This window comes from Rhodococcus sp. C3V (assembly GCF_029269915.1).
GTDB lineage: Bacteria > Actinomycetota > Actinomycetes > Mycobacteriales > Mycobacteriaceae > Rhodococcus_F > Rhodococcus_F qingshengii.
In genome coordinates this window covers 1-26,584 of record NZ_JARJBE010000009.1, presented here as the reverse complement: position 1 = coordinate 26,584, position 26,584 = coordinate 1, and the positions used below count along the sequence as shown (strand labels likewise).

Annotated in this window: 24 protein-coding genes; 9 read left to right on the top strand and 15 right to left on the bottom strand. The window is 61.7% G+C overall.

Annotation, left to right across the window (positions count from 1 at the left end):
• Positions 1 to 162: 162 nt before the first annotated feature.
• Positions 163 to 894, top strand: a complete 732-nt coding sequence (locus tag P3G66_RS22145) for a response regulator transcription factor (protein WP_039972719.1) — start codon at positions 163 to 165, stop codon at positions 892 to 894.
• On the top strand, positions 884 to 2,584 hold the full coding sequence (locus P3G66_RS22140) for a GAF domain-containing protein (RefSeq protein WP_276117110.1): 1,701 nt from the start codon (positions 884 to 886) through the stop codon (positions 2,582 to 2,584). Before P3G66_RS22145 ends, P3G66_RS22140 begins: the two co-directional genes overlap by 11 nt.
• A 3-nt stretch (positions 2,585 to 2,587) precedes the next feature.
• On the opposite strand, the gene P3G66_RS22135 is transcribed toward P3G66_RS22140, so the two are convergent.
• Complete coding sequence (locus P3G66_RS22135) at positions 2,588 to 2,968, bottom strand: VOC family protein (protein WP_007726436.1); 381 nt, start codon at positions 2,966 to 2,968, stop codon at positions 2,588 to 2,590.
• Between the two features lie 199 nt (positions 2,969 to 3,167).
• Here P3G66_RS22135 and ctaD point away from each other — a divergent pair, with 199 nt between their 5' ends.
• The 3 genes from ctaD to P3G66_RS22120 are packed head-to-tail and all read left to right on the top strand — an operon-like array spanning position 3,168 to position 5,950.
• Entirely contained in the window at positions 3,168 to 4,910 is a 1,743-nt protein-coding gene (gene ctaD / locus P3G66_RS22130) for a cytochrome c oxidase subunit I (RefSeq protein WP_007726434.1), read from the top strand.
• Positions 4,903 to 5,154: a hypothetical protein gene (locus P3G66_RS22125; RefSeq protein WP_007726433.1), complete on the top strand. Its 252-nt coding sequence runs from the start codon at positions 4,903 to 4,905 to the stop codon at positions 5,152 to 5,154. Before ctaD ends, P3G66_RS22125 begins: the two co-directional genes overlap by 8 nt.
• Positions 5,132 to 5,950 carry a universal stress protein gene (locus tag P3G66_RS22120; RefSeq protein ID WP_214927172.1) on the top strand — a complete coding sequence of 273 codons (819 nt, stop codon included), beginning with the start codon at positions 5,132 to 5,134 and terminating at the stop codon, positions 5,948 to 5,950. Before P3G66_RS22125 ends, P3G66_RS22120 begins: the two co-directional genes overlap by 23 nt.
• Before the next feature lie 17 nt (positions 5,951 to 5,967).
• Here the strand turns inward: P3G66_RS22120 and P3G66_RS22115 are convergent, their stop codons facing one another.
• The 3 genes from P3G66_RS22115 to P3G66_RS22105 all read right to left on the bottom strand — a co-directional run bounded on the left by P3G66_RS22115 (position 5,968) and on the right by P3G66_RS22105 (position 9,223).
• Positions 5,968 to 6,441, bottom strand: coding sequence for an NUDIX domain-containing protein (locus tag P3G66_RS22115; protein WP_003941446.1), 474 nt, complete (start codon positions 6,439 to 6,441; stop codon positions 5,968 to 5,970).
• Between the two features lie 79 nt (positions 6,442 to 6,520).
• Complete coding sequence (katG, locus tag P3G66_RS22110; protein ID WP_047269012.1) at positions 6,521 to 8,743, bottom strand: catalase/peroxidase HPI; 2,223 nt, start codon at positions 8,741 to 8,743, stop codon at positions 6,521 to 6,523.
• A 36-nt stretch (positions 8,744 to 8,779) separates the two neighbouring features.
• The gene (locus P3G66_RS22105) at positions 8,780 to 9,223 is read right to left on the bottom strand and encodes a Fur family transcriptional regulator (protein ID WP_064443491.1); all 444 of its coding nucleotides are present in this window, start codon (positions 9,221 to 9,223) and stop codon (positions 8,780 to 8,782) included.
• A gap of 248 nt (positions 9,224 to 9,471) precedes the next feature.
• On the opposite strand from P3G66_RS22105, the gene P3G66_RS22100 reads away from it, so the two are divergent.
• Positions 9,472 to 9,780, top strand: coding sequence for an amphi-Trp domain-containing protein (locus tag P3G66_RS22100; RefSeq protein WP_037129603.1), 309 nt, complete (start codon positions 9,472 to 9,474; stop codon positions 9,778 to 9,780).
• Between the two features lie 27 nt (positions 9,781 to 9,807).
• On the opposite strand, the gene P3G66_RS22095 is transcribed toward P3G66_RS22100, so the two are convergent.
• The 10 genes from P3G66_RS22095 to P3G66_RS22050 form a co-directional block, all read right to left on the bottom strand.
• Positions 9,808 to 12,105, bottom strand: a complete 2,298-nt coding sequence (locus P3G66_RS22095; protein ID WP_218679802.1) for a serine/threonine-protein kinase — start codon at positions 12,103 to 12,105, stop codon at positions 9,808 to 9,810.
• 86 nt (positions 12,106 to 12,191) lie between these two features.
• A complete protein-coding gene (locus P3G66_RS22090; RefSeq protein ID WP_261257906.1) occupies positions 12,192 to 13,607 on the bottom strand; it encodes an FAD-dependent oxidoreductase in 1,416 nt (471 codons plus the stop codon).
• Between the two features lie 60 nt (positions 13,608 to 13,667).
• Positions 13,668 to 14,447: a glucosamine-6-phosphate deaminase gene (gene nagB / locus P3G66_RS22085; protein ID WP_003941456.1), complete on the bottom strand. Its 780-nt coding sequence runs from the start codon at positions 14,445 to 14,447 to the stop codon at positions 13,668 to 13,670.
• On the bottom strand, positions 14,448 to 15,365 hold the full coding sequence (murQ, locus tag P3G66_RS22080; protein ID WP_261259592.1) for an N-acetylmuramic acid 6-phosphate etherase: 918 nt from the start codon (positions 15,363 to 15,365) through the stop codon (positions 14,448 to 14,450).
• Positions 15,366 to 15,462: 97 nt separating this feature from the next.
• On the bottom strand, positions 15,463 to 16,338 hold the full coding sequence (locus P3G66_RS22075) for a MurR/RpiR family transcriptional regulator (protein ID WP_003941452.1): 876 nt from the start codon (positions 16,336 to 16,338) through the stop codon (positions 15,463 to 15,465).
• Positions 16,335 to 17,531, bottom strand: a complete 1,197-nt coding sequence (locus tag P3G66_RS22070) for an anhydro-N-acetylmuramic acid kinase (protein WP_261257903.1) — start codon at positions 17,529 to 17,531, stop codon at positions 16,335 to 16,337. The genes P3G66_RS22075 and P3G66_RS22070 overlap by 4 nt, the downstream gene beginning before the upstream one ends.
• A 46-nt stretch (positions 17,532 to 17,577) precedes the next feature.
• A complete protein-coding gene (locus tag P3G66_RS22065; RefSeq protein ID WP_261257900.1) occupies positions 17,578 to 18,909 on the bottom strand; it encodes an MFS transporter in 1,332 nt (443 codons plus the stop codon).
• Positions 18,910 to 19,013: 104 nt separating this feature from the next.
• Complete coding sequence (locus P3G66_RS22060; protein ID WP_042452399.1) at positions 19,014 to 19,994, bottom strand: linear amide C-N hydrolase; 981 nt, start codon at positions 19,992 to 19,994, stop codon at positions 19,014 to 19,016.
• 17 nt (positions 19,995 to 20,011) lie between these two features.
• On the bottom strand, positions 20,012 to 21,919 hold the full coding sequence (locus P3G66_RS22055; protein ID WP_276117109.1) for an alkyl sulfatase dimerization domain-containing protein: 1,908 nt from the start codon (positions 21,917 to 21,919) through the stop codon (positions 20,012 to 20,014).
• A gap of 109 nt (positions 21,920 to 22,028) precedes the next feature.
• Positions 22,029 to 23,432, bottom strand: a complete 1,404-nt coding sequence (locus P3G66_RS22050) for an MFS transporter (RefSeq protein WP_276117108.1) — start codon at positions 23,430 to 23,432, stop codon at positions 22,029 to 22,031.
• 112 nt (positions 23,433 to 23,544) lie between these two features.
• On the opposite strand from P3G66_RS22050, the gene P3G66_RS22045 reads away from it, so the two are divergent.
• Complete coding sequence (locus tag P3G66_RS22045) at positions 23,545 to 24,126, top strand: XRE family transcriptional regulator (protein ID WP_042453490.1); 582 nt, start codon at positions 23,545 to 23,547, stop codon at positions 24,124 to 24,126.
• Between the two features lie 17 nt (positions 24,127 to 24,143).
• Here the strand turns inward: P3G66_RS22045 and P3G66_RS22040 are convergent, their stop codons facing one another.
• The gene (locus tag P3G66_RS22040; protein WP_276117107.1) at positions 24,144 to 24,923 is read right to left on the bottom strand and encodes an IclR family transcriptional regulator; all 780 of its coding nucleotides are present in this window, start codon (positions 24,921 to 24,923) and stop codon (positions 24,144 to 24,146) included.
• A 167-nt stretch (positions 24,924 to 25,090) separates the two neighbouring features.
• On the opposite strand from P3G66_RS22040, the gene P3G66_RS22035 reads away from it, so the two are divergent.
• Positions 25,091 to 25,858: a CoA transferase subunit A gene (locus P3G66_RS22035; RefSeq protein WP_153211317.1), complete on the top strand. Its 768-nt coding sequence runs from the start codon at positions 25,091 to 25,093 to the stop codon at positions 25,856 to 25,858.
• Positions 25,855 to 26,517, top strand: a complete 663-nt coding sequence (locus tag P3G66_RS22030) for a 3-oxoacid CoA-transferase subunit B (protein WP_007726396.1) — start codon at positions 25,855 to 25,857, stop codon at positions 26,515 to 26,517. The genes P3G66_RS22035 and P3G66_RS22030 overlap by 4 nt, the downstream gene beginning before the upstream one ends.
• Positions 26,518 to 26,584 lie beyond the last annotated feature (67 nt).

Below are 26,584 nucleotides of genomic sequence, written 5' to 3'. Positions count from 1 at the left end.
ATCTCGTGACGGTCGGGACCTTTGACTCTGTGCAATCGAGACTCGGTCTCGCACCCTTCGACGCGGGTTTTTTGTCGACCATCGGTCGGACAACCCGATCCTGTCGGGACATTACCGTCCGGTAACATCGACGGCAGGCGTGAGCTGGAAGAGGTGACCACCATGACGATCGGCATCTATCTGGTCGACGACCACGAGATCGTCCGTCGTGGATTGGCAGACCTGTTGAATCAGGTATCGGGATTCAACGTTGTTGGCGAGGCGTCGTGTGTTCGCGAAGCCTCGGCCGGAATACCCGAATGCCGACCCGACGTGGTTGTCATGGACGTCAGACTTCCCGACGGTAACGGTGTGGAACTGTGCCGAGAACTGGCGTCGACCTACCCGAGCGCCGCCACTTTGATGCTCACGTCGTACTCCGACGACGACGCACTGCTCGACGCCCTGATCGCCGGCGCACGAGGATTCGTCCTCAAGAACATCCGCGGCCACGACCTGGTGTCGGCGATCCGCACGGTTGCTACCGGCAAGTCGCTGTTGAACACCCAGGCGGTGATCGGTTTGGTCCGGCGCATCCGGTCCGAACAGGAGTCGGGTACTGCGGCAGCCCTGTTGACCGATCAGGAGCTCTTGATCTTCGAGTTGATCGGCAAGGGACTGAGCAATCGAGAGATCAGCTCGCACGCAGAACTCTCGGAGAAAACAGTCAAGAACTACGTCTCACGCATCCTCGAGAAACTGGGTCTCGAACGTCGAACGCAGGCCGCAGTTCTGGCGACAAAGCTTCGTGCGGGCACTTCGCACCCGGATCCTTCCGGCCAGGCGACCACTCACCTGCTGACGCCGTCCGGCTCGCCCTTCTCCGCCACCACGGGCACGCACCATGCCAGGTAGCCGCGACGCGCTCATGCTCAGCCTTTTCGGCGACATCGCCGGAAGCGCGGAGCTGACTGCTCTCAACCCGACTGCAATTCCCAAACTGCTCAGTGCCGTGTTGACCGTCGGGTCCACACTCCAGCTCGACGAAACCCTGCAACAGATAGTCGACGTCGCGCGACATCTCCTCGAAGCGGACTACGGCGCGCTCGGCGTGAAATCCCCCGACGGACGCTTGTCCCGATTCATCCACTCCGGTTTGACTCAGGGGCAGGTTGCCAAAATCGGGCATCTTCCCGAAGGACACGGCCTGCTGGGCCTGGTCGTTCGAGAACCGTGCCCGGTTCGAACCGACCGAATCTCCTCGCATCCGTCCTCGGCAGGGTTTCCGACCAATCACCCGCCGATGGACACGTTTCTCGGTGTTCCGATCTTCGTCAGGGGCGAGGTGTTCGGCAGCATCTACCTCGCGGACAGCTCAGAACGGACTGCATTCGACGACCGCGACGAGGCTGTACTCCAGATTCTGGCAAATGCTGCGAGCATCGCCATCGACAATGCGCGTCTATTCGAGGAATCCCGGACGCGAGAAGCCTGGCTCAAGGCCGTCGCCGCCGTCAATGCACGTCTGCTCAGCGGCGGATCCCGCGACGAGACGCTGGCGGAACTGGTTCGGACGACGCGGCACCTCACGGATGGAAATCTTGTGTGCGTCGTTCGCTACGACCTCGGCAGAGAGCCGGTAGTCCACGTCGCCGATGCTGCTGATTCCCAGCCTGTCCCCGCGACCGGATCAGCCGTCGATCTGTCCGGGACCGTGATCGACGACGCTGCGCGGAGCCGGCGGCCGATCTCTGCACCACATGGCAGTTCCGTTCCGGCACTGAACGTTTCAGGCGACGAATCAGTGGTCGCACTCCCCCTCTCCGGGACCTCGTTCGGCGGCGGTGTTCTCTTCGCGTCACGCCGCAGCAACCGCCCGTGGGGAGTGGACGAGATCGAGCAACTGACGGCGATGGCAGACATCGCTTCTGTCACTGTCGAATTCGCAGAACAGCAACGGAAAGAAAGACTGGTCGACGTCCTCGAAGATCGCGACCGAATCGCGCGGGATCTCCATGACCACGTCATCCAACAGCTGTTCGCCACCGGGTTGAGTTTGCAGGGGGTGCTGCAACGTCCAGGCGACGAGGACACCGTTCGAACCGTATTGGACACCTCTGTCGATCAACTCGATCGAACAGTCCGTGAAATCCGCACCGCAGTCTTCGACCTCCATACGAGCGAGATGGCTACTCCCACAAGCCTGCGGCGGCGACTACTCGATGCCGTCAACGGTCTGTCCGGCCACTCGTCGATCACTCCCAGCGTCACTTTCGAGGGAACCATCGACAGTTCCGTCCCGTCTCGACTTGCCCCGCATGCCGAAGCCGTTGTGCGCGAGGGCTTGAGCAACGCTCTGCGGCATGCACATGCCGATGCCATCGACGTCACCATCCGGGCCACCGAGGAGCTTGTCATCAGCATCGTCGACGACGGTGTGGGAATCGACCAGGCAACCAGAATCCACGGTCTCGACAACCTGGCGACCCGCGCTCGTCAGTGCGGAGGCTCGAGCAACATCACCAGCGAGAACGGTGTCACCGAACTGGTGTGGCGTGTTCCGCTGAGCCCCAGGCGAAGTCCGTTGCCGATCCAGCATCGTTGAGCGTCAGAGCGGATCCAGTTGGGCCTTGAGCAGGCAGAACTCGTTACCTTCCGGATCGGCCAGGACATGCCATTGTTCGTGCCCTGTCTGGCCGATGTCGGCCGGCCGCGCACCAAGACTCAACAGGCGTTCCAGTTCGGCCTCCTGATCGCGATCGGTGGCGTTGACGTCGATATGCAGGCGGGGCTTACCCTTCTCCGGTTCGTCTCTGCGACTGAGGATGATCGTCGGCTGCGGACCGCCGAACCCTTCGCGTGGGCCGATCTCCAACGAACCGTCGTCCATTCGATCGAGCACGACGAAGTCCAGGACCTCGCACCAGAACCGGCCCAGCACCTCGGGTTCCCGGCAACCGAGCACCAGTTCACTGATACGACATGCCATGACCATCTCGCTTTCTTTCGGCTCGTGAAGACAACTCTCTCGACCGTACGGGACCACGTGATCTACGCCATGCCTCTGTTCCGATCCTAGGGACCTTTTCCCCTCGTCCGAGTTCCCGGTCGCCACGATCATTGCGTTATGTTCCACAGTCCCAGGCATTCTCGGTCTTTCGTCACGTCGATGTGCGTAGGCGGCCGTCGTGGTTGATCTCGCGCCCCGGCCGGTCGGTGAGGTCGATTCCCCCGCCGATGCAATTCCCCGAACCGCTCCGAAGGGTTCGAAACTGGTCGAGATCCTCAGGACCACCGATCACAAGATGATCGGTCTGATGTACATCGTGACATCGTTTGCCTTCTTCTTGATCGGCGGACTGATGGCACTACTCATGCGCATGGAATTGACCGTTCCGGGAATGCAATTCCTGTCCAACGAGCAGTACAACCAGTTGTTCACCATGCACGGCACGATCATGCTCCTGCTGTACGCGACCCCGGTGTTCTTCGGATTCGCCAACTACCTCATGCCACTGCAGATCGGGTCGCCGGACGTGTGTTTCCCGCGACTCAACGCCTTCAGCTACTGGCTCTATCTCTTCGGCGGCCTGATCGCGTCCGCCGGATTCGTAACACCTGGTGGTGCGGCAGATTTCGGCTGGACCGCCTACGTACCGCTCACCAGCGAACTCCACTCCCCCGGCATGGGCGCCGACCTGTGGATCATCGGTCTCGCTCTCGGCGGCGTCGGCACCATCCTCGGCGCAGTCAACATCGTTTCGACGATCGTCTGCCTGCGCGCCCCGGGTATGACGATGTTCCGCATGCCGATCTTCACGTGGAATGCGCTGGTCGCCAGCATGCTGATCCTCCTCGTTTTTCCGCTGCTCGCTGCTGCCTTGATCGGACTGTGGGTGGACCGGCACCTGGGAGCGCACCTGTTCGACCCCGCCACCGGTGGAGTCATGTTGTGGCAGCACCTGTTCTGGTTCTTCGGCCATCCCGAGGTCTACATTCTGGCGCTGCCGTTCTTCGGCATAGTCTCGGAGATCTTCCCCGTCTTCAGCCGCAAGCCGATCTTCGGATACACCGGATTGGTCTACGCAACATTGGGAATTGCTGCACTGTCGATCGCTGTGTGGGCGCACCACATGTACGCAACCGGCGCCGTTCTCCTCCCCTACTTCTCGTTCATGACCTTCCTGATCGCAGTTCCCACCGGAGTCAAGTTCTTCAACTGGATCGGCACCATGTGGAAGGGGCAGTTGACTTTCGAATCGCCCATGCTGTTCTCCGTCGGCTTCCTGGTCACATTCCTGTTCGGCGGACTCTCCGGCGTCATCCTTGCCAGCCCGCCCTTGGACTTTCATGTCACCGACTCGTACTTTGTTGTCGCGCATTTCCATTACGTCCTCTTCGGGACAATCGCGTTCGCGACATACGCCGGAATCTACTTCTGGTTCCCGAAAATGACCGGCCGGATGTTGGACGAGAAGCTCGCCAAGATCCATTTCTGGTTGACCCTGATCGGCTTTCACGCAACATTTCTCGTCCAGCATTGGCTCGGCGCCCAGGGCATGCCTCGGCGGTACGCGGACTACCTGCCATCGGACAATTTCACTCTTCTCAACACGATCTCGACCATCGGCGCGTTTGTGCTCGGAGCCTCGACGATTCCGTTCATCTGGAACGTTTTCAAGAGCTACCGGTACGGCCGAATTGTGACCGTCGACGATCCTTGGGGCTTCGGAAACTCGCTCGAATGGGCGACGTCCTGCCCACCACCGCGACACAACTTCACCGAACTTCCCCGAATCCGCAGTGAGCGGCCGGCATTCGAACTGCACTACCCCCACATGGTCGAAAGAATGCGCGACGAGGCGCATGTCGGACTGCTTGGTCACAAGTCGGTTTCCGACGTGAGAACTGAGGTGAAACAACATGAATGACGGCACGAAGTACCGAGCCTGGGCAGAAAAGCAGCACCACGAATGCCGAGCGAAACCCGGCCATCTCCTCGCCCCGTTGCTCGTGCTCATGTTCGCTGTCACGACGCTCGTGTGGTTGCCCCTGACGACTGCCGCGTGCTCGATAGTCGTCGCAGGATTGCTGTTCGGCACTGTCCTGCAAGCTAGTTCGCATTCAACAGACACAGCTCGAGGAGTTCACGATGAAGCCCGAACTATCGACTGATCTCATCACCTCGGAGTGGTCCGCGGACGGAGCGGTGGTCGTGTGCATCGACGGATCCCCGCTGCGCCCCGGCGAGATCACGTGGGCGGCTGAGTTCGCACATCGCCACGGTCTCTGGATGCGAATCGTTTTCGTAGCTCCGAGCGCCGATCTGAACACCTCGGCATCGCCGACCGGCCTGTTCATGGAGGCCATTCAGATCGCCGAGTCGGTGTCGCCAGATCTTCGGATCCGGACCGATCTGATCTCCGGGGAGAACACCGCAATTCTCACCGCGCTGACAGCTGAGGCCGCCTTGATCGTCGCACCACAGGACGATCCCGCCGCACCTGGACCGACATGTTCGTTCGCAAGAGTCGGAACACCGCGTGAAAGCAGCGCTGCGGCAGCCTTGCCGGTTGTCGTCGGTTTGGACGGAAGCGCCTACAGCGAAAGCGCTCTGGCCATCGCATTCAAGGAAGCAGAGGCAGCGAACACCGAACTGGTCGTCGTGCACGCAGCGCCGCCAGAGGCCGAGCGGCGTCGAGACTTCGCATCCGGGCACGCGCCCCAGCACTCGACGCCGCTGACGTGGCAACTGTCGGGTTGGGCCACGCTCTACCCTGGCGTCGCGATCCGTCAGATCGAGTTCGACGGCCCCTCGGTTGCCATTCTTGAACAACTCTCCACCGAGGCACGGCTTCTCGTCGTGGGTCGGCGTGGGCGAGGCTCGTTCGACGACACCGCTCTCGGCACCACGAGCAGTGCGATGATTCGAAAAGCACACTGCCCGGTCATCGTTGCCAGCGAAGCCTGAATCAGATCGTCACCCGGTCAGAAGCCGTAACTGTGGATGGGTGCGAGCTGACCGGAGTGATGGGCTTCGATTACGAAACGCTCGTGGTCGACCAACTTCTCCGGGAGTTCGTCAACCGGCCACCACCGCAGATCTGCAGATTTCAACGGCTCCATCCGGCGTGGTTCACCCGACCACGTGCGGCATTCGTAGAAGAAGTCCACTCGATGATCCACCGGTTCGCTCCCGTCCGCGTGGCGGCGATGCAACACGGTCAGCGGCTTCAGTTCCGAGGAAAGCAACTCGACACCAAGTTCTTCCGCAGCCTCCCGAACGGCAGCGTCGATCGCCGACTCCCCCAGTTCGACGTGGCCCGCAGCAGCGTGAGCCCAGTATCCGTCCATGAATCCCGTGCCCTCGCGCAATTGCAGCAGCACCTCGCGCCGTTGTACCGGGTTGCTTCGACAGAACATCACGTACACCGCTGGTACCAGCGCAAATTGATCGGCCACACGACCACGCTATCGTGCGCGTGAAATGACGGCGCCCCGCGAGAACAAGCTCGCGGGGCGTCGTCGACGATCTGCTGGATCAGTTCACGTCGAACCGGTCGAGGTCCATCACCTTGGTCCAGGCTGCGGCGAAGTCCTCGGCGAACTTCTGCTTGGCGTCTGCGCTGGCGTACACCTCGGCGAGTGCACGCAGTTGCGAATTCGATCCGAAAACGAGATCGACCGCAGTTGCCGTGTACTTCGGATCGCCCGTCACGCGATCAACGCCGTCGTATACGTTTTCGTCCGTCTTCGACGGCTTCCACTCGGTACCCATGTCGAGAAGGTTGACGAAGAAATCGTTGGTCAACGTCTCGGGACGATCGGTGAACACGCCGTGACGGGTTTTGCCGAAGTTCGCGTTCAGCGCGCGAAGTCCGCCGACCAGCACTGTCACCTCGGGCGGGGTCAGCGACAGCATGTACGCGCGGTCGACCAACAGAATCTCTGCCGGAATCTTCTCGCCTCCCTTGAGGTAGTTCCGGAATCCGTCGGCCCGGGGTTCGAGTACCTCGAACGAGTCGACGTCTGTCTGCTCCTGCGTTGCATCCGTTCGGCCCGGCGTGAACGAGACCGTGATGTCCTGTCCGGCGTTCTTCGCAGCCTGTTCGACGGCCGCTGTACCACCCAGAACGATCAGGTCGGCGAGAGAAACCTTTGCTCCACCAGCCTGGTTGAAGTCCTGCTGAACACGCTCGAGAGTCTGAAGCACCGCGGAGAGAGCTGCAGGCTCGTTGACTTCCCAATTCTTCTGCGGCTCCAGTCGGATTCGCGCACCGTTGGCGCCGCCGCGCATGTCCGTGCTGCGGAAGCTCGCGGCAGACGCCCACGCCGTCGATACCAACTGCGAAATGGACAGCCCGGAGTCGAGAAGTCGACTCTTGAGGATCGCGATGTCTGCGTCCCCGATCAGTTGATCATCGGCCGAGGGAACCGGGTCCTGCCACAGCTGCGGCTCGGGAACCCAAGGTCCCAGGTAGCGCGTGACCGGTCCCATGTCACGGTGAAGGAGCTTGTACCAAGCCTTGGCGAACTCTTCGGCGAATTCTTCCGGATGATCGAGCCAGCGCCGGGTGATCTTCTCGTACGTCGGATCCAGGCGTAGGGACAGGTCGGTCGTCAGCATCGTCGGGGTGCGTCCGGCCGACGAATCGAACGGATCCGGGATGGTGCCCGCCCCCGCGCCGTCCTTCGGAATCCACTGCCACGCACCCGCCGGACTCTTGGTCAGCTCCCAGTCGTAGCCGTACAGAATCTCCAAGAAGGTGTTGTCCCACTTCGTCGGAGTGGGAGTCCACACGACTTCGAGACCACTGGTGATCGCGTCCTTACCCACACCCGTGCCGAAGGCACTCTTCCAGCCCAGTCCCTGCTGCTCGATGGGAGCACCTTCCGGCTCCGGTCCGACGAGGTCGGCCGGTCCGGCTCCGTGCGTCTTGCCGAAGGTGTGACCGCCGGCGATCAGCGCAGCTGTCTCCACGTCGTTCATCGCCATGCGGGCGAACGTTTCTCGGATGTCGCGGGCGGCCGCTACCGGATCCGGTTGCCCGTTGGGTCCTTCGGGATTGACGTAGATCAGGCCCATCTGCACGGCTCCGAGCGGTCCGGACAGCTCACGGTCTCCGCTGTAACGCTCGTCGCCGAGCCAGGTGTCCTCGGGACCCCAGTAGATCTCCTCGGGCTCCCAGATGTCTTCTCGGCCGAATCCGAAGCCGAAGGTCTTGAACCCCATCGACTCCAGGGCACAGTTGCCCGCGAACACCAGCAGGTCGGCCCAGGAAACCTGCTTTCCGTACTTCTGCTTCACGGGCCAAAGCAGGCGCCGGGCCTTGTCGAGGCTGGCGTTGTCCGGCCAACTGTTGAGCGGGGCGAAACGCTGAGCACCTTGGCCGCCACCGCCGCGGCCGTCTGCAATGCGATAGGTGCCGGCAGCATGCCAGCTCATACGCACGAAGAGTCCGCCGTAGTGCCCGTAGTCGGCCGGCCACCAATCCTGCGACGCCGTCATCAACGCGATGACGTCGCGCTTTAGCGCCTCGACATCGAGCTTGGCGAATTCCTGGGCGTAATCGAAGTCGGCACCCATCGGATTCGACTTCGACGAATGTGAATGCAAGACAGAGAGATCCGGCTGATTCGGCCACCAGTCGCTGTTTGTTCTCGGACGATTCCCGGTAGGCGTCGGAGACGGGATTGCGGGGTTTTCACTTTCGCTGGTGCTCTCGGTGTTTCCGTCGTGAGCAACCGGGCAACTATCGGACACGATAATCCCTCCATGAGCGAGTAGAACGGACTTCGATCACGTTTGTGATCGCAAACTCTGAGTTGTCGAGCAGTCGGGACACAGGCCCCAGTAAATGACCTCGGCTTCGTCGAGAACGAAACCGTTGTGCGCCGACGGCGTCAAACACGGTGCCTCTCCGACTGCGCAGTCGACATCTGAAACGACCCCACAGGACCGGCAGACGACGTGATGATGGTTGTCGCCGACGCGTGACTCGTACAGCGCCACCGATCCGGACGGTTGGATCCGCCTGATCAGCCCGGCGTCGGTGAGAGCGTGCAACACGTCGTAGACCGCCTGCCGCGACACCCCCGGCAGAACAGCCCGCACAGCATCGAAGACAGTCTCGGTGGCTGCGTGTGGGCGTGCATGCACAACCTCGAGCACCGTGACTCTGGGACGAGTCACGCGAAGCTCAGCGTTACGCAGTTGGGCTGCATAATCCGGCGTCGAAGGCACCTTTCCACTATTGCGCAATCTTCTGGACTGAACCCAGACTTTCGCGAAAATCATCGCTGACAGGGCCCTCCCGACCGATTCGTCCGTGCTGGAAGTGAGCCGGATTCCTCGCTCTTTCTGGCGTCCCCACACCGCCTTCAGGTTTGTTGCGCGTCGACGCGTCCTGCTGTGTGGTTCCACAAACTCCGACAATCTCCCCTTCGTCCAACTACCGTGAAAGGGAGAATCCGCCGAGGTCAGGAGTGCTCGTGCCCAAACTGGAGATCAAGAGGAAGTCAGAACTCTCACGGCAGGAAGTCGCCGACCGACTCATCGCCCTCGGCCAAGCCCTCGCCAGTGGATCGGAAGTGGAGCTGGGGTCGGGTGGGGACTCGATCGAAATCAGTGTTCCGGAACAGGTTCGGTGGGAACTCGAGATCGAAGTCGACGGCAACGAAGTCGAGATAGAAATCGAGATTCACTGGCGTGACGACCCTCAGGAAGAATCGGAAGAGAAGTCTCCGCCTCGCACCAAAGCAGTTCGTCGCAGCCGACCACGCAAGAGCACTTCCACATAGGCCGACTCGAATACGGTTGTTCGGCACTTACGGAGACGCCGACACCTCGAGAGACACGACGCGCAGCAGTGCTCGGAGGTCACTTTCGATCCGTCGAAACAGTTGATACACAACGATGAATCCGGCGATCCCGCCCAAACACAGCGCACGGACTGTTGCGTTGAGTTCCTCACCGGCACCCGAACCGACAAAACTGAGCCCCGCGATTCCCACCAGGGGAACCGACGCCGCGACTGCGAGGTAACGTGTGCTGCTCCGACCCAGTGAGCGAATATCGCGTCCGTCGTCGCTTCGTAACTCGCCGTGCGACAACAAGATCGGATACAGACATCGAACCGAGTAATACGTCAGGATGAAGAACGGATACGCGACTGCGACGGCGCCGCACACCGCCAGCGACGACATCAGGTGCACGTAGGCTCGCTGCGGAATTCCGCCGGCGGCAATCTGCAATGCGACCGGATATGCGATACCGGCCAGAACCCACAGCCCGAATGCGATCACCACCGCGCGATGTCCGACATTCAGCGTCGCGGTACGCGCTTTGTTCAAGACCTCCGCGCTGTACGTCTGACCGTTGCGCAGTCCGTGAGGCACGGTGAGTGCAAGCCGACACCAATACAGGATCGCTGCGGCACCGAGAGAGAACGCAGCCACCCCGATGACCAGATGAACCTGCTCGAGATGCTGCTGAGCCTGCGGCGAGAGACCCGAGATGATCAGCATCTTGTTGTAGTAGTAGTTGTAGCCCGCCGCAAGAAGATTCGGAATTCCGATCGCGGCAAGCACTATCGGCAGCGCCCACTTCCACAACGTCGAACGTGGACTCCCTTCCGGTGGGTCCACCAGATTGCGAGCAGACCGGTCCAGACACAGTGCGAACTGACGAGCCAACTTTCGGCCGCCAGACCACCTTCCGTCTCTCTCCGGCGAGAGAGACTTGACCAGAACTCGGCGCAGCGCCGGCGGACAGTCGTCCGGTAGCCGTGCCTCGGCTGCGGGATCCACCCCGCGCCGGCGGGCCTCGAGCGCCTTCTTGGGCGACGGTGGGCTCTCCCCCGTACCGTCGTCCGTGAAAGGCCTACTCCCGGTGAGGAGTTCCCACAACATCACGCCCAGTGCATAGATGTCGCTACGGGTGTCGAGTGTGCCAGGCGCCCCCACCGCACAGGCCTCCAATTGCTCCGGAGACATGTAGGCAAGCGAGCCTCCGACAAAACATGCAGCGTCCTCGGTCGAGACCTCCTCACTCGAGCTGACGTTGAAGTCGGCGAGCTTGGGGATGCCTTCGACGCTGAGCAGGACATTCGCCGGCTTGATGTCCCGATGTAATACGCCGTGCTCACGCGCATACTCGAGGGCATCGGCCAGTCGCATCCCCATCCAGGCCACGGTCTCCGGCCACGACATCGCAGCGATCTCGCTCCTCAGGCTCGTCTCGCTGGGCTTCATCTCTCCCTTCTTCGCCAGGGTCTTGTCGATGGCGTCGAGAAGTAGTTGTCCGGACCGCTGCGCCTGCGGTGTCACGCGGACAAGTTTGACCACGTCGAGCAGGGTCCCACCCGGCACGTATTCCATGAACAGGACTCGCAGTGCGCGTTCCTCGAGCAACCGTTGATCGAAGACCCGGACGATGTTGGGATGGTCGAGCTGGGCGAGAGTCTGAGGCTCGACTCCGACGTTGCGCGAGATTTTCAACGCAACCCACCGCTGCATCGAGAGTTGCCGAGCGAGGAACACTCGGGCGAATGCGCCGTGCCCGAGTTCCAACACCAGCTCGAAATCGTCCAGGTGCTGCCCGATTTCGAACTCGTCGAAACCCGACAGTCCCAACATCATCACGTCTTCGCGACCGGCCATCGAATCACGGTCGAACATCTGCTCGAAACTCTCTGCCTGCAAGGGAAACTCGCTGAGGTACTCGGCTGCTGCGACGTCCTCCCCACCCTGCTTCCGCAGCCGGAACTCCTCGTACAGGAGCTCGGCCGGTAATGGTTCTTCGAGTAATTCGGGATACTCGGCACAGTAATCCGTGAGCCGTTTCGGGCAATCATTTTTCAGCCAGCGGTACTCCATGTCGATTCCGACCAGTTCGATCAGCGCCGCCCGACGAATCTTGGCTGGATCAGGCAGATAGTCGCTCAGGTCGGACGGGGTTCGCCCCTCCTCCCAATCCGCCACAAGGCGACCGAGACCGTCTGCACCGTTCTGGCCGTCACGCACCACCCGCAGCGTTGAGGGGCGCAACTCGGTGACGGTGCCCCGTTCGGTCAGGGGCCCGCCCGCGATTGTCGCGTCACTGGCCTGCGCACCACGTTCATTCATGACACTTCTGTTCCGCACCTCGATCACAATGAATCGGAGTGACTCACTTCAGCGTAACCCCGGTGGTACTCCAGACCCCAGCGAATCTATTCGGCGTGAACTGCCGACTCCGTGCCGATGCGAACGAGTTCGTCGCGCTCTTTGATTTTGATCCGATCACGCCCATGCTTCACACCGAGGGCACGTTCGGCGGCATCGATGCGAAGCCATCCATCCCAATCGACGGGCACCACTCTGCCGGCCCCGAGGACCTCCGCGATCCGGCCGTGGCCGGCTCGACGCTCGTATGCCGAATCCAACTGTCGCAGCAAGGTTTCGACGGTTTGGCGAGCGTCTGGCCGCGCCGCACCGATCAGCCCCGCGGCACCTCGCTTCATCCAGCCCGTCACGAACAAGCCCGCGATCGGTAGACCGCTCTCGTCGACCACCGCGCCGCTCCGGTGCGAAACTATGCTGCGTCCGTGATCGAAAGGCACCCCGGCAAGTGGCGTCCCGAGAAATCCGATTGCCCGGTACACAGCTTGAACCGGATAGTCGGTACAGATACCCGAAGCGGTGACGTGACCGTATCCGTCCGGGACTGTCCGCTCGACGCGGAGTGCCTCGACTTTCCCGTTGCCGAGAATCTCCACGGGCTGTCGGTAGAAGTGCAGGTGAACTCGACGCTGGGCAGTTCGGTCGGCAGGCGCAGTGTCCGCGAAACCACGGAGTGTCTCGACTGCCAGTCGGGTGTGCGCCAACTGTTTGGTCATCCGCTCGACATGCCGGTCCGGTACGACATCGACAGAATCGACGACAACATCGACTCCGGGCAGTTCACCGAGAGCGCGCAACTCGTTCGGGGAGAAGCGAGCGTCGGCTGGTCCGCGCCGGACAAAGATGTGTACTTCGCGAACTCGACTGCCGGCGATCCCTTCCCGAACTTGGTCGGAGACGTCCGTGGCCTGCAGCGATTGCGCCTCGGCGAGGAGCATACGGGTGACGTCGAGTGCGACGTTGCCACCTCCGATCACTGCGACCGATTCCGCGTTCAGCGGCCACTGCGGCGAGCTGTCCGGGTGATCGTTGTACCAACCGACAAACTCGGCGCCACCGAAAGAACCTGGAAGCTCGACGCCGGGAATGTCGAGAGGTGCATCCCGCGGCGCACCGGTTGCGATGATCACGGCATCGTAGGAAGAACGTAGGTCACCGACTGAAAGGTCCTTTCCGACCTCCACGTTGCAGAACAGCCGGAAGTCACTGGCGACCAGCGTGGTGTGCAGAGAATGGGCGAACTTTTCGGATTCGGGGTGCCCTGGTGCGAGACCGTAGCGCACCAGTCCGTACGGCGTCGGTAGACGCTCGAACACGTCTGTCTTGGTGCCGGGCGCAAGTTCGGCGAGAGCGCCGGCGGCGTGGATTCCCGCCGGCCCCGCTCCGACGATCGCGACACTGAGCGGTGGTGAGAAGAATCGGGGCGCCGCAGGCGGGGATACCGCTGGACCTCTGGCGTTGATCATCCCCCGAGGCTAGGACCTCAACTGCGCTGGAGATCAAGTCCGCTTTCAGCAGCCCGCTTTTCAGTAACCTTGCTCTGCAGGCTTGTGCTCGGTTGTGTAGCGGTAGAAGTCCGCTAGTTGGAGTTCGCCGGCAGCTGCCTCGTCGACTATGACGGTCACGTGTGGATGCAGCTGCAGCACCGACGCCGGGCAGAATGCCGAGACCGGACCTTCGACCGCGGCCCGGACGGCGGGCGCTTTGCGGGCGCCGTCCGCGATCAGGACGAGATGCCGTGCATCACTGATGGTTCCGAGCCCTTGCGTGATCACATGATGCGGTACGTCGGCTGGGTCTGCGAAGAACCGTGCATTGTCGGCGCGGGTCCTCTCGGTCAAGGTCTTCACTCGGGTGCGCGATGCAAGCGAGGAGGAGGGCTCGTTGAAACCGATGTGTCCGTTCAGGCCGATGCCGAGGATCTGCACGTCGATGGGACCGTTTTCGGCGATGGCAGCGTCGTAACGCCGGGCCGCGTCACTGGGATCCGCGGCCCCGCCGTCGGGGCTGAACACTCGCGCATTGTCGATGTCGAGGTGATCCACGAGTTCCGTGCGGATGGTGTGCGCGTAGGACTGCGGCTGATCGGACGTGAGACCTACATACTCGTCGAGAAGATACGCGCTCATCGCCGCGAACGACACTCCCGATTCTCGATGCCTCTTGATCAGCTCTCGATACGTGTGCAGCGGTGACGATCCGGTCGCGAGGCCGAGCGTCCGCGCTCCGTTTTCGATTGCGCCGCACACGATATCTGCAGCGATTCGCCCGCCGTCCTCCGGACTGGGAACTATGACGATTTCCATTCAGACTTCCTCACTGCTCTTGCCGGCTCCGACGATGGCCTCACGTACCGAACCCGAAGCGCGGTCCAACAGTTCGGTTGCTTCGGCGAAGTCGCATTCGGCCAACAACATGACGACCGCTGCCTTCACATGACCATCGGCATCGTCGATGGTCTCCGCAGCGATCTCGGTATCGACTCCGGTGGCTGCCGCGACGATCCGGTTCGCACGATCGACAAGCTTGGCATTGGTCGGCCGAAGATCGACCATCAGATTGTGGAATGCCTTCCCGGAGCGAACCATACTCGCCGTGGAGAGCATGTTGCACAACATCTTCTGCGCAGTTCCGGCCTTGAGCCTCGTCGATCCGGTGAGGATTTCGGGGCCGGTCTCCACTTCGATGGCCACGCCGGCGTGAGAACTCATTGCCGCGTTCCGGTTGCACGAGACTGCCACTGTTGCAGCGCCGAGTTCGCGGGCGTGATCGAGTCCCCCGATGACGTAGGGGGTACGACCGCTGGCAGCCAGACCCACCACGACGTCGTTGGCGTTCAACGAGATTGCGTCGAGATCGACCCCAGCCGCTCGCGGATCGTCCTCTGCCCCCTCGACGGCGTTCAGAAACGCTCCTGGGCCACCGGCGATGATGCCGATCACCTCGCCCGGATCGGTCCCGAACGTCGGAGGGCATTCCACTGCGTCGAGAACTCCCAGACGCCCACTTGTCCCCGCTCCCAGGTAGATCAGTCGACCACCTTGTGCTCGGGCCGCGACGATCAAGTCGACTGCGGCTTCGATGGCGGGTAGTACCGCTGCTACCGCGTCGGCCACGATTGCGTCCTGTTGATTCATCACCGTCAGCAGACCCGACACCGACATGACATCGAGATCGTGGGTCAGAGGGTTGGGTCTCTCGGTGGAGAGCATTTCCAATTGCATTGTGGCGAGTCCTCCTCGATCGATATTCATTACGACGACTCCTCGTCAGTACTCACAGCGACGACTCCTCGTCAGTACTCACAGCGACGACTCCTCGTCAGTGCCGCTTCGAAGCAATGGCATCATGGCTTCGTTGTAGAGCAGAGAGTGCGCTGGGCAGCGAGTGCGCCACCATCGCAAAAATTGTGTCGACTACCAACAGCTGACCGGTGCGGCTTGCCATCGCAGCCGATCGGAAACCGAATTCTCTACCGGCAGTGAGCAGAACGTGATGTGACTGCACGGCGAGCGTCGATCGTGCCCCTCCGGTGATCGCAGCCGTCGACGCCCCGGTTCGACGCGCAAGGGCAAGTGGTTCCACGACATCCGAAGTCTCACCCGAATGTGAGATCCCCACTGCGATGTCGTCCGGTCCGAGCAAGCTGGCGCTGACCATGGCCGCGTCTCGGTCGAGATGAACCCGGCAGTTGACGTCGATGCGAGAGAGCTTCAACGTGAGGTCTTGCGCGACGATGCCAGAGGCGCCGATGCCGTAGACCTCGACGCGGCGGGCGGATCGAATCCGGGACACAACTTCTTCGAGCGCAGCAGGATCTGTCAATTGCGCCGTGCCCTTGAGTTGTTCGGATTCGAACTCGGCGAGCTTGGCCATCACCTCACCGGCCGAGTCGGCAGCAACGATGTCCACACCGAGCGGGATCGTGTTCTCTGTACCGGACCCGCTGATCGCCGCCAGCGCGAGACGAAGCTGTGGATAACCCTCGAAACCGAGTCGTTTGGCTGTGCGGACCACTGTCGCCGTGCTTGTCGACGCTCGTTCGGCGAGGTCGTTGACCGTCAGGGTGGAGGCCAGACTGGGGTCGGCTTCGATGATTTCGGCGATCCGCAGCTCGGCAGGCGAGAGGCTACTCAGTGATGCACGAATACGAGCAAGCAGGTCGACGGAAGCCGGAGCACTCCGGTCCAAAGTCATAACGCCTCGATTCGCATCGTTTTCGGAGCTGACGGCACCGATGTGATTCTAGGCAGCCCACGGCTTCCTGGCGTCAGAGATCCGAGCACACTGGCGTGACGCGCACCGGTGCACGAAGCGATGCTTCCAGGCAATCCGTGTGCGGTGAGATAGCCGAGAACCGCGAAAGCCAATGCTTCCTTGATGTCGGAAGTGACGCCGAGCTCGTCCGAAGAGACAAGCGCGATGTCGCCCAGTTCGTCACGGAGCATCGCCATCAACGTCGGGTTCTTGGTGCCACCGCCTGACACCACCACTTCGGTAGCCGCCAGCGCTTTGACGGAATCGGCGACGGTCCGGGCGGTCAGTGCAGTCAGTGTCGCGACGATGTCGGCCAGAGACAAGGATTCGTAGCCCCGCAGTGCGGCGAGCAGGTAGTCCCGATGGAACAGTTCCTTGCCCGTGCTCTTGGGAGCGGGCCGCGCGTAATACGGTTCGCTCAGTAGTTGTGCCAGCAGATCGACGTTCGGTGTGCCCGCTGCGCCCAGAGCCCCACCGAGATCGAACCACTGCTCCCCGGCAGTGAATTCGCCTACCGCAGCGTCGATCAGCGCATTTGCGGGGCCGGTGTCGAAGGCAATCGGCACTGCGGCACCTTCTGCCGTCGATGTCGGGGCGCCACCCGGAGCAGTGACGTTCGCGATGCCACCGAGATTGAGCGCGACGGAACCCGAAGTTCTTCCGTTGAGCCACAATACGTCGAATGCGCTGACAAGTGGAGCGCCCTGACCACCCGTCGCCACGTCGCGAGAGCGCAGGTCCGACACGACCGTGCATCCGGTCTTCTCGGCTATCCAGGCCGGCTGCCCGAGCTGGAGAGTGCCTTTTACTTGCGCTCCTTCGACCCAGTGGAACATCGTCTGACCATGTGAGGAGATCAATTCCGCACTGCCACCGCACAGTTCCGCGTTCGCCCGCGCAGCCACGGCCGCGAATGCCTGTCCGATCTCGGTGTCGAGTTGGCAGATCTGACCGACAGTGGTGGACGCCGGCGGTACCGCAGCAGCCACCGCTGCCCGCAACTCACCGGAATATGGTTCGCTGACCATCCCCAGTGGGGTCAGCACAAGAGTGTCCCCGTCGATCCGGATGTCTGCTGCGGCAGCATCGATAGCGTCGTACGAAGTACCGGACATCAGACCGATGACTCTCATGAAATATCCCTTACTCGCATCGTTTCGGCATTCGGAAGAACTGCGGTCAGTCGACGAGTGCCCGCTTGTGGGCATTCCCTCGCAAGGTACTCAAGGCGATCGCGCTGACGGCGCACGTTGCCATCACGAAGTAGGCCGGAATATCGAGATTGGACGTTTCCTTGATCAACCACGTGATGATCAGACCGGCGCAGCCCGAAAAGACCGCGTTGGACAGGGAGTATGCGAGTCCCAATCCGGTGTACCGGACCGAGGTGGGGAACATCTCGGAGAGCATGGCGGGTCCTGGTCCGGCAACAAGTCCCACTGCGGCGCCGGCGGCAAACACTGCAAATCCCTTGGCTGTCAGAGACGTCTGCTCATTCTGCAGGACGTTGAGCAGCGGCAGAGCCAAGACCAGAATTATCACGGTGCCGGTGAGCATGACCGCGCGTCGTCCGATGCGATCGCTGAGTCCACCCGCGATCGGAATGGTCACCGCGAAGCCCGCATTGGCGAGCACGGAAGCAACAAGTGCCTGATGGAAAGTCGCGTTGAGTGAACTCTGAAGATAAGTCGGCATCACGACGAGGAACGTGTAACCAGCAGCAGACCACCCCATCAACCGCCCGATTCCGAGCAGAATCGCCTTGGCTGTCTCTCCGACAGTCGGCTGCACTACAGGCGCCGCTTCATCAGCTGTCGGTGCGGACTGGACTGATCGAGCACGCTCGAACGACGGCGTTTCTTCGAGGCGGAGCCTGAGCCACAGAGCAACCAGACCCATCGGAAGTGCAAGGAGGAACGGAATGCGCCAGCCCCAGTCACCGAGCTGTCCCGGGTCGAGGACAGTGGCGAGGAGTGCTGCGATCCCCGCACCGGCGAGCAGTCCGAGTGCGACGGTGAACGACTGCCACGAGCCGTACAGCCCACGTCGTCCGGGCGGAGCGAACTCGGTCATCACCGACACTGCACCGCCGAACTCACCACCGGCCGACAATCCCTGCAGAATTCGAAGGACCGTCAAGAGCAGCGGTGCCAGAATTCCGACGCTCTCGTAGGTGGGCAGCACACCGATCAGGGTCGTCGCACCCGACATCAGCAGAAGAACGATCACCAAGGTGGGGCGTCGGCCGATGCGGTCACCGAGTCGACCGAACAGCGCGGCCCCCACTGGGCGGAAGAAGAAGGCCAGCGCAAACGACGCGTAGGTCTTGATCAGGCTTTCGAGGTCGCCGGAGCCGTCGGCGCTGAAGAAGTTCGACGCGATGATCGTCGCGAAGAACCCGTACACACCGAACTCGTACCACTCGATGAAATTTCCGACGGAGCCGGCGACGAGCGCCCTGCGCCGTTTGAGCTGCGCACCATCGTTCCGTGTCTGCACTGTGATGCCCATGCCGTCCTCCGTTGACAAAACCCGAATATGCAACAAAGTTTCATCTGAACGGAGTAGAAATGTCAAGAAGTTTCACGATTGGATTTTTACTACGCCCCGAAGCCTTATGCTCCCGCGAACGTGAATGCCTCCGCCCGTTCGAACTGGTCAGTGGAGTCACCGGAATAGACGGTGCTCTCGTTCGGTCCGAGTCCGAGCCTTCGGACGGGTGTCCCTTCCGCGAGATCCATCGACGCCACGTCCACCCAGAAGGTATTGGGCGTCATCGCCGACTCGAAGAAATAGAGCGTGCGTTTGTGATCGACGACGGTGCGCCAACGGGTCGATGAAATGTTGGGCTCATCGGGAGTCGAAATACCGAGGGGCACCGACACATTCCGAATAACACTGAAGGTGGATGCCAACGCCGCCCGCGGATCGTCCGTCTGCGGTATCGCATCGACATAGAACGACGCCCGAGCGAATCTGTCAGCGGCACGGTTTGTTCCGGGCAGCATGACGGTCCCGTTGATCTGCTTCCAGTACTCGTTGACGGCGAGTTGCTGATCGAAGATCGGCGAATTGGTCATCACCTGGTACTCACGGCTGTGATGAATCGTCGGGCGTCCACCGACGTACTCGATGATCGCGCTGTCTCCCCCGGCGTCCGAGAGCGACATGTGCAGCGTTGCGAGGCGGTCTTCGCCGGGAACGGCAGCGGTCACTACCGTGAACGGTTCCGACGCGAGTACTTCGACCGCTTCCTGAACTGTCGCAAAGCGATCCAGGACGTATTGCGCCCACGCCGCGATCGACAATCCCGGGGTCGAACCGTCATACGTCGGGTACTCGGACTCGACCAACCACAAAAGATTGGCAGACAGCCCAGCCTCGTTGACCCCGTCGGTCGTGCACATGTCGTAGGCCGTCGCGACAACACTTCCGTATTTCGACGTCCACTGTATCGAGTTCGGACCTGCACAGCCCTCTCTGGTCATGCCGCGCGGGAATGCCCAGAGGTTTGTTCCGAGGTCGACCTTCCAATCCATCGATCGAGCAGTGATCACAGTGTCGTTGGGCCCCAAGTAGACCAAGCGTGTACACATCGAAAGCTATCCCTTCGTTACGGCGTGACGATATTGAAACTGGGATCGAAGGTATCGAGCAACCCTCCCAGCGTCTCGAGCGCTGATTCGTCTCCGTCGAGCGAAATCTGCCCGGCCTTGGCCAGTTCGGCGGCCGCGCCCGGTTGAAGAAGCGCTCCCACGAGCGCCGCCTGCGGGCCCGAGACCGTCAGTTGTGTGTTCGGTGACGCACCCTTACGTGCATTGAGGACACCGCGCTTGACCCACGCAGTCCATGCCTCGTCGCCGCGATCGGTGAACACGAAATCGATCCGCAGTTCCGCGTCGGTGGCCTTGTCGCCGATGAGATGTATTGCAACGAAGTCGAAGAGGATGTCGATGGGCATCGCGAGGACACTGTCCTGACTTGCCGTGACGTACGGGGCAGGCTGGGCGCCCTCGCGTAGTTCCAACGCGGCCGAGAGATAGATCCCACGCCACTGCGGCCCTTCGGCTTGATAGCCCATCTGCTCGTAGACGTCGGCTTGCAGGTTCCTCGCTTCGGCGTTCTCCGGTTGCGCGAACACCAACTTGTGCAGGATCTCTGCCGCCCATCGGTAGTCCGCGGCGTCGAATGCCCGCTTGCCCTCGTCCAGGATCTTCTGCGCGCCAAGGAGATCGACGAACCTCTTCGCCGATTCGACCGGCGGATGCGGATGAAGCGACACCGGATCGCCGTCCCACATTCCCAGTTCCTTGGTGTACACGGCGCGAACGTCGTGGTGCAGAGTTCCGTGATATCCGCGGTTGTACCACTTGCGCCCGAGTTCGTCCGGCAGTTCGATCACCTCGGCAGCTTCGAGCGGCGTGTACCCCTTGTTCGCGAGACGGAGCGCCTGGTCGTGAATGTACTTGTAAGTGTCCCTTTGCGATTCGATGAACGGCACCAGGTTCTCGTTACCCCACACCGGCCACGTGTGCGGTCCGTAGTGAACAGCCGCTTCGTCTCCCCATCGTTCGAGAGTCTCGTCCAGATACCGAGCGAAGTTCCGAGCGTCGCGAGTGCGCGCGCCTCTTAAGGTCTGGATGTTGTGGAGCGAATGATTGGCGTTCTCCGCACAGGTCAGCGCGGCGAGTTCGGGGATCCAGATGTGCATTTCCTCCGGAGCCTCGGTATCCGGCGCATACAGGAACTCGAATTCCAGACCGGCGATCTCACGCTTCGTTCCGGTCTCCGTGATGCTGTCAGTGGGGGAAATATACGAGACAAGTGGACCTTTCGTGCTGATCGTGCCGATGCCGCAGGTAACCATCCCTTTGGCATCGAGATCGAGCAATCCACCGAAGGCGTAGAAGGACCGTCTCGCCATGGCATTTCCGGCGACGACGTTTTCCCCGATCGCGAACTTGTCGAACGACGCGATCGTGCCCGGTGCGATGATCGGAACTCGCCCGGACGTCACGTCGTCCAGATCGACGATCCCTTTGACTCCGCCGTAGTGGTCGATGTGGGTGTGCGTGTAGATGATCGCCGAAACTGGCTTGTCGCTGACGTGCTCACGAATCATCTTCATACCCTGGCGCGCCGATTCGACCCCCGCCATACAGTCGATGACGATCAGTCCCTCGCCACCTTCGACAACCGTCAAATTTGCCAGGTCGTTGTTCCGTACCTGGTAAAGGCGATCCGTCACCTGATACAGACCACCTCGGCGCATCAGTTGTCCTTGACGCCACAGGCTCGGATTGACTGTCTCCGGCGCGGCAACATCGTCACCGAGGTATGCCATCGCATCAGGATCGAAGACCGTATGCCCGTCATCGGCGACAACCTTGCCCGGCAACGGAGCGATCAACCCTCGATCCGCGTCGGCAAAATCCTGCCGGTCGTCCATGGCATACCGTGCGACTGCCTCGCGATTCGCCGTGACTGTGGCCGGTGTTGCGTCCTTCGGTGTCTGGCACATGGCACTCCCCGCTCGGATACGACGATCTGATACCCCATCATCTGTATCGGTTGGGCACGCGCTTGGAATCACCCGCGCAGGGTGAAGCTCCCACGAACACGCGAGGTGATCAGCCGGGGAGTTCCTCGGAATTCCGAGATGCGAGTGCAATCACCAGGACCGCGATCCCACATCCGGCAACCAGGATCCATCCCGACCTCGATGCCTGCGCGACATCCACCGATGCACTGCCGCCGATGATGCCACCGGCCAGCGCAACACCGAGAGCAGCACCGAATTGGCGTGCACTGGAGGTTATTCCACCAGCAAGCCCCGCCTGCGATCTCGGCAACCCGTTGACGGCGGTGTTGGTGATCGGGGCATTAGAGAACCCGAATCCGATACCGAGGAACAGGTAAGCGGCCAACAGCATCGGAATCGCCGTGTTGTTGTCGAGCGAGACCAGGCACAGTCCACCGAGCGTCGTGAAACTACCGGCGATCAGCAGCGGTCGCCGCGGGCCGAAGCGTCCGACGAGTATTCCGGACAACGGCGCGCAGACCGTTGCCGCAACAGCCATCGGGAGGGTGATCGCGCCGGCCAGGGCCGGACTCATACCGCGGGAGTGCTGCAAGTAGAACGTGCCGAGCAGTAGCGTCGCGTTCAACGCCACAAACACCACGACAGCGCCGACCACAGCCGACGAGAACGTTCTGCGGCGAAAGAGTGCCAGATCCATCAGTGGCTCGCGCTTGCGTGATTCGACGCGGATGAATGCGGCCAACGCTGCAGCAACAAAGACGTACCCTGCCGTCGCCGCGGCAGAGAACCATCCGATTCGCGGACCCTCGATCAGAAGGGCGACCGCCCCGCCGACAAGAATCACCAGTAGCAACTGACCGGGAAGATCGAGTCGTCGCGACTGCTGCGCTCGGGACTCCGGTACAAACACAGCAGTCAGGGCGAGCACGGCCAAGATCACGGGCGCGTTGATCCAGAAAACCGATCGCCAGCCGAAACTTTCGATGAGCACGCCGCCGACGATCGGACCTGCCGCCATACTCAGACCGAAGACCGCGGCCCACACCCCGATTGCCTTGGCCCGCTCCTTCGGGTCGGTCATCACGTTGACGACGATCGCCAAGGCAACCGGACTGAGCATCGACCCGCCGACGCCTTGGACGATCCGCGCCGCGATCAACATCTCGACGGACGGAGCGAGCGCGCAGGCAATCGACGCCACCCCGAAAACCACCAGACCGATCTGAAAGACTCGTCTCCTGCCGAAACGATCGGCCACTGCTCCGGACGAGATCAGCAAGCTCGCCAGGACGAGTGTGTATGCGTTGACGACCCATTCCAGACCACGGGTTCCCACGCGAAATCCCTCACCGATCGTCGGCAGGGCCACGTTGACGATGGTGGTGTCCAACCCGACGACGAACAGGCTCGTGCAGCAGATCGACAGGATGCCCCATCGCCGCCCTGCATCGAGTCCGATCACTTGCGGTTCGATCCCGCTCGAAGGTTTCATGGTCGGACTCCATCTCTCGAAGTGCTCTGCCGTACTCGACTGTCGAAAGGATCGTTGCTCTCCAGCGTCCGAAGCCGGTAGAAATTTTGCGGAAACTGCAAAGATGGACAGCATGGATGCTGAATTCGAGCAGTTGATCACCGATATCGGACCGAGACTGCGCACGCTCCGACGCGATCGCGGATTGACCCTCGAGGGCCTGTCCGAAGCCACCGGCATCTCCGTCAGCGCACTCTCACGCCTCGAATCGGGTAAGCGTCGTCCCACCCTCGATCTGCTGTTGCCGCTTGCCCGAGCGCACCGGGTCGCGCTGGACCAACTCGTCGGCGCCCCCGCTACGGGCGATCCTCGGGTCCATCTCACCCCGAGCCGACGCAAGAACGGCAGTGCCGTCGTTCCGTTGACGCGCTATCCCGGCCGAGTGCAGGTCTTCAAGCAGGTGATCGGGCCGCGTCCACCGAAGCTGGTCACCCACGCCGGCTACGAATGGCTCTACGTCCTCGCCGGGGATCTGCGTCTCATCCTGGGGGCGAACGAGGTTGTCCTGCACCCCGGGGAAGTCGCGGAGTTCGACACTGCCGAGCCCCATTGGTTCGGGCCTGCCGATGAACAGGTGGTGGAGATCTTGCACCTGTTCGGCCCGCAAGGCGAGAAGGCACACGTGCGCACGAAGGTAAAGAACGCTCCTGCCTAAAGCGTGTTTATCGAAAGCTAGTTCACTGCATGTGTTTTCAGTCGGTTCGACAACGTATGAGCATACTCGAGGAGTAGCGTTCCCAACTCGGCATGACGCGCGGGCCGGAAGCGTGTTTCCACTCCGGTCAGGCTCAGCGCCCAGGCCGGGCGACCGTTGCGATCGAACACCGCGGCACCCATCCCCCAGCTTCCCTCGACGATGAGGGCTGGATTGACCGCGTACCCGGTGACACGCGTCGACTCGATTCGCTCACGGAGTGATGCCTCACTGTGGATCTCACCCCACTCCGAATCCAGATTCACCCGGGCGAAATAGTCGTCGACGTCCCGCGCCGGTAGGTGGCTCAAGATGGCAAGCCCCGCCGACGCGACCCCCAACGGGAATCGCTTCCCCTCGTGCAGCACGTGAGATCGCAGTGGAAAACTGCCTTCCTGGCTCAGGATGCAGACGGTCTCGTCACCTCGGCGTGCCGACAGGAAGGCGCTCTCCCCCGTGACCCGGGCAAGTTCGTCGACGACGTCGCGAGCCCGGTCGGTGATGTCGTACCGATTTCCGGCCGCCGCCCCCAGGAGGTACAACTCCGGGCCGAGAGACCACCGACCGGTTCGTGCGTCACGGTCGACCAGTCCTTCGGCAGCCAGGGACGTGAGCAGTCGGTGCGCAGTGGGCCGAGCGAGGCCGGTGACCTTGCCCAATTCCGTGGTGGAAGTGCCCGTTGGTTCGGACGCGCCGAGGGCTCGCAGAAGTGCAGCCACCCGCGCGACCATGGCCGGCGATTGCCCGTGAGTTGGCATGCAGCCATCCTAGCGTCCATTCAATGAACGAAATACCTTCAGACGATCAGTAGTCGATCAGTTCTCGGTTGATGTTCGAGATTCCTTGAACCTGTGAACTGGAGATAGTTCACTGGATATCGAAGTGAGTGAGTGTCTACTCAATGAACGCTTGGCAGGGAGAGAACATGACAGCAAAGGTGTACGAGTCCGCAGCAGACGCGGTCGCCGACATCGTCGACGGCGCAACGCTGGCCGTCGGCGGATTCGGCTTGTGCGGCATCCCCGACGTGTTGATCGACGCGATCGCAGCTACGAGTGCAACCGACCTCGAGGTGTTCTCCAACAACTGCGGTGTCGACGATCACGGTCTCGGAATCTTGCTGAGCGCCGGCCGTATCCGACGAGTGACCGCGTCGTACGTCGGCGAGAACAAGGAGTTCGCCCGGCAGTACCTGGCTGGCGAACTCGAAGTGGAACTGACGCCGCAGGGCACGCTCGCCGAGCGTCTGCGCGCCGGCGGAACCGGAATCCCCGCATTCTTCACACCGGCCGGAGTGGGTAGCCCCATCTCCGACGGCGGAATGCCATGGCGCTACGACGCCGACGGCTCGATCGCTATTGCATCGCCTCCGAAGGAGACTCGCGTCTTCGGAACCAAGCGTTACGTGATGGAAGAGGCGATCAACGCCGACTACGCACTCGTGCACGCCGTTCTCGGAGACACCGACGGCAACCTCGTGTTCGACAAGACCGCGATGAACTTCAACCCGCTCGCCGCGATGGCGGGACGGGTCACCATCGCGCAGGTGGAACGTCTGGTCGAGCCCGGTGAAATCGACCCGGCATCGGTGCACCTGCCCGGAGTCTTCGTGCAGAGAATTGTGCACACCGGCCCTCAGAACAAGCGAATCGAAAAGCGAACCGTCAGCGCTTCGGAAGGAACCTCACGATGACCGCACCAGTGACAGTGACGGGTTGGACGCGCCAGCAGATGGCAGCGCGGGCGGCTGCAGAGATGATCGACGGGGAGTACGTCAATCTCGGAATCGGCCTTCCCACACTGATTCCCGGATACCTGGGCTCGGACGTTCGTGTGGTCCTGCACTCGGAGAACGGAATTCTCGGCACCGGACCGTATCCCACCGAGGACAACGTCGATCCTGACCTCATCAACGCCGGCAAAGAGACCGTGACCGTCAACCCCGGTGCGGCATATTTTGATTCGGCCCTCTCGTTCGGGATGATCCGCGGCGGCCACATCGACACCGCAGTCCTCGGCGGTATGCAGGTGTCGAAGACGGGTGACCTCGCAAACTGGATGGTCCCCGGCAAGATGGTCAAGGGCATGGGCGGCGCAATGGACCTCGTCCACGGTGCCCGGCGTGTCATCGTCGTCATGGAGCACAACGACCGCGACGGCAACCCCAAGATCGTCGACGCGTGCACCCTGCCCCTGACCGGCCAGGGCGTGGTGAATCGGATCATCACCAACCTCGCCGTCATCGACGTGAGCGAAGAAGGTCCACTCGTCCTGCGTGAACTCGCCCCCGATGTCAGCGTCGAAGACGTAGTCGCCGCAACCGGCACCGAACTGAAAGTTGAACTGGCATGACCGACACGACCACTGTGATTGTTGCGGGAGCTCGTACCCCGATGGGTCGACTCCTCGGATCGTTGAA

What these genes read in the sequence shown, in the direction of transcription:
- P3G66_RS22145 (WP_039972719.1), top strand. Translation starts at nt 163, where the DNA reads ATGACGATCGGCATCTATCTGGTCGACGACCACGAGATCGTCCGTCGT.
- P3G66_RS22140 (WP_276117110.1), top strand. Translation starts at nt 884, where the DNA reads ATGCCAGGTAGCCGCGACGCGCTCATGCTCAGCCTTTTCGGCGACATC.
- P3G66_RS22135 (WP_007726436.1), bottom strand. Translation starts at nt 2,968, where the DNA reads ATGGCATGTCGTATCAGTGAACTGGTGCTCGGTTGCCGGGAACCCGAG.
- P3G66_RS22125 (WP_007726433.1), top strand. Translation starts at nt 4,903, where the DNA reads ATGAATGACGGCACGAAGTACCGAGCCTGGGCAGAAAAGCAGCACCAC.
- P3G66_RS22120 (WP_214927172.1), top strand. Translation starts at nt 5,132, where the DNA reads ATGAAGCCCGAACTATCGACTGATCTCATCACCTCGGAGTGGTCCGCG.
- P3G66_RS22095 (WP_218679802.1), bottom strand. Translation starts at nt 12,105, where the DNA reads ATGAATGAACGTGGTGCGCAGGCCAGTGACGCGACAATCGCGGGCGGG.
- P3G66_RS22090 (WP_261257906.1), bottom strand. Translation starts at nt 13,607, where the DNA reads ATGATCAACGCCAGAGGTCCAGCGGTATCCCCGCCTGCGGCGCCCCGA.
- nagB (WP_003941456.1), bottom strand. Translation starts at nt 14,447, where the DNA reads ATGGAAATCGTCATAGTTCCCAGTCCGGAGGACGGCGGGCGAATCGCT.
- murQ (WP_261259592.1), bottom strand. Translation starts at nt 15,365, where the DNA reads ATGCAATTGGAAATGCTCTCCACCGAGAGACCCAACCCTCTGACCCAC.
- P3G66_RS22075 (WP_003941452.1), bottom strand. Translation starts at nt 16,338, where the DNA reads ATGACTTTGGACCGGAGTGCTCCGGCTTCCGTCGACCTGCTTGCTCGT.
- P3G66_RS22070 (WP_261257903.1), bottom strand. Translation starts at nt 17,531, where the DNA reads ATGAGAGTCATCGGTCTGATGTCCGGTACTTCGTACGACGCTATCGAT.
- P3G66_RS22065 (WP_261257900.1), bottom strand. Translation starts at nt 18,909, where the DNA reads ATGGGCATCACAGTGCAGACACGGAACGATGGTGCGCAGCTCAAACGG.
- P3G66_RS22060 (WP_042452399.1), bottom strand. Translation starts at nt 19,994, where the DNA reads ATGTGTACACGCTTGGTCTACTTGGGGCCCAACGACACTGTGATCACT.
- P3G66_RS22055 (WP_276117109.1), bottom strand. Translation starts at nt 21,919, where the DNA reads ATGTGCCAGACACCGAAGGACGCAACACCGGCCACAGTCACGGCGAAT.
- P3G66_RS22050 (WP_276117108.1), bottom strand. Translation starts at nt 23,432, where the DNA reads ATGAAACCTTCGAGCGGGATCGAACCGCAAGTGATCGGACTCGATGCA.
- P3G66_RS22045 (WP_042453490.1), top strand. Translation starts at nt 23,545, where the DNA reads ATGGATGCTGAATTCGAGCAGTTGATCACCGATATCGGACCGAGACTG.
- P3G66_RS22040 (WP_276117107.1), bottom strand. Translation starts at nt 24,923, where the DNA reads ATGCCAACTCACGGGCAATCGCCGGCCATGGTCGCGCGGGTGGCTGCA.
- P3G66_RS22035 (WP_153211317.1), top strand. Translation starts at nt 25,091, where the DNA reads ATGACAGCAAAGGTGTACGAGTCCGCAGCAGACGCGGTCGCCGACATC.
- P3G66_RS22030 (WP_007726396.1), top strand. Translation starts at nt 25,855, where the DNA reads ATGACCGCACCAGTGACAGTGACGGGTTGGACGCGCCAGCAGATGGCA.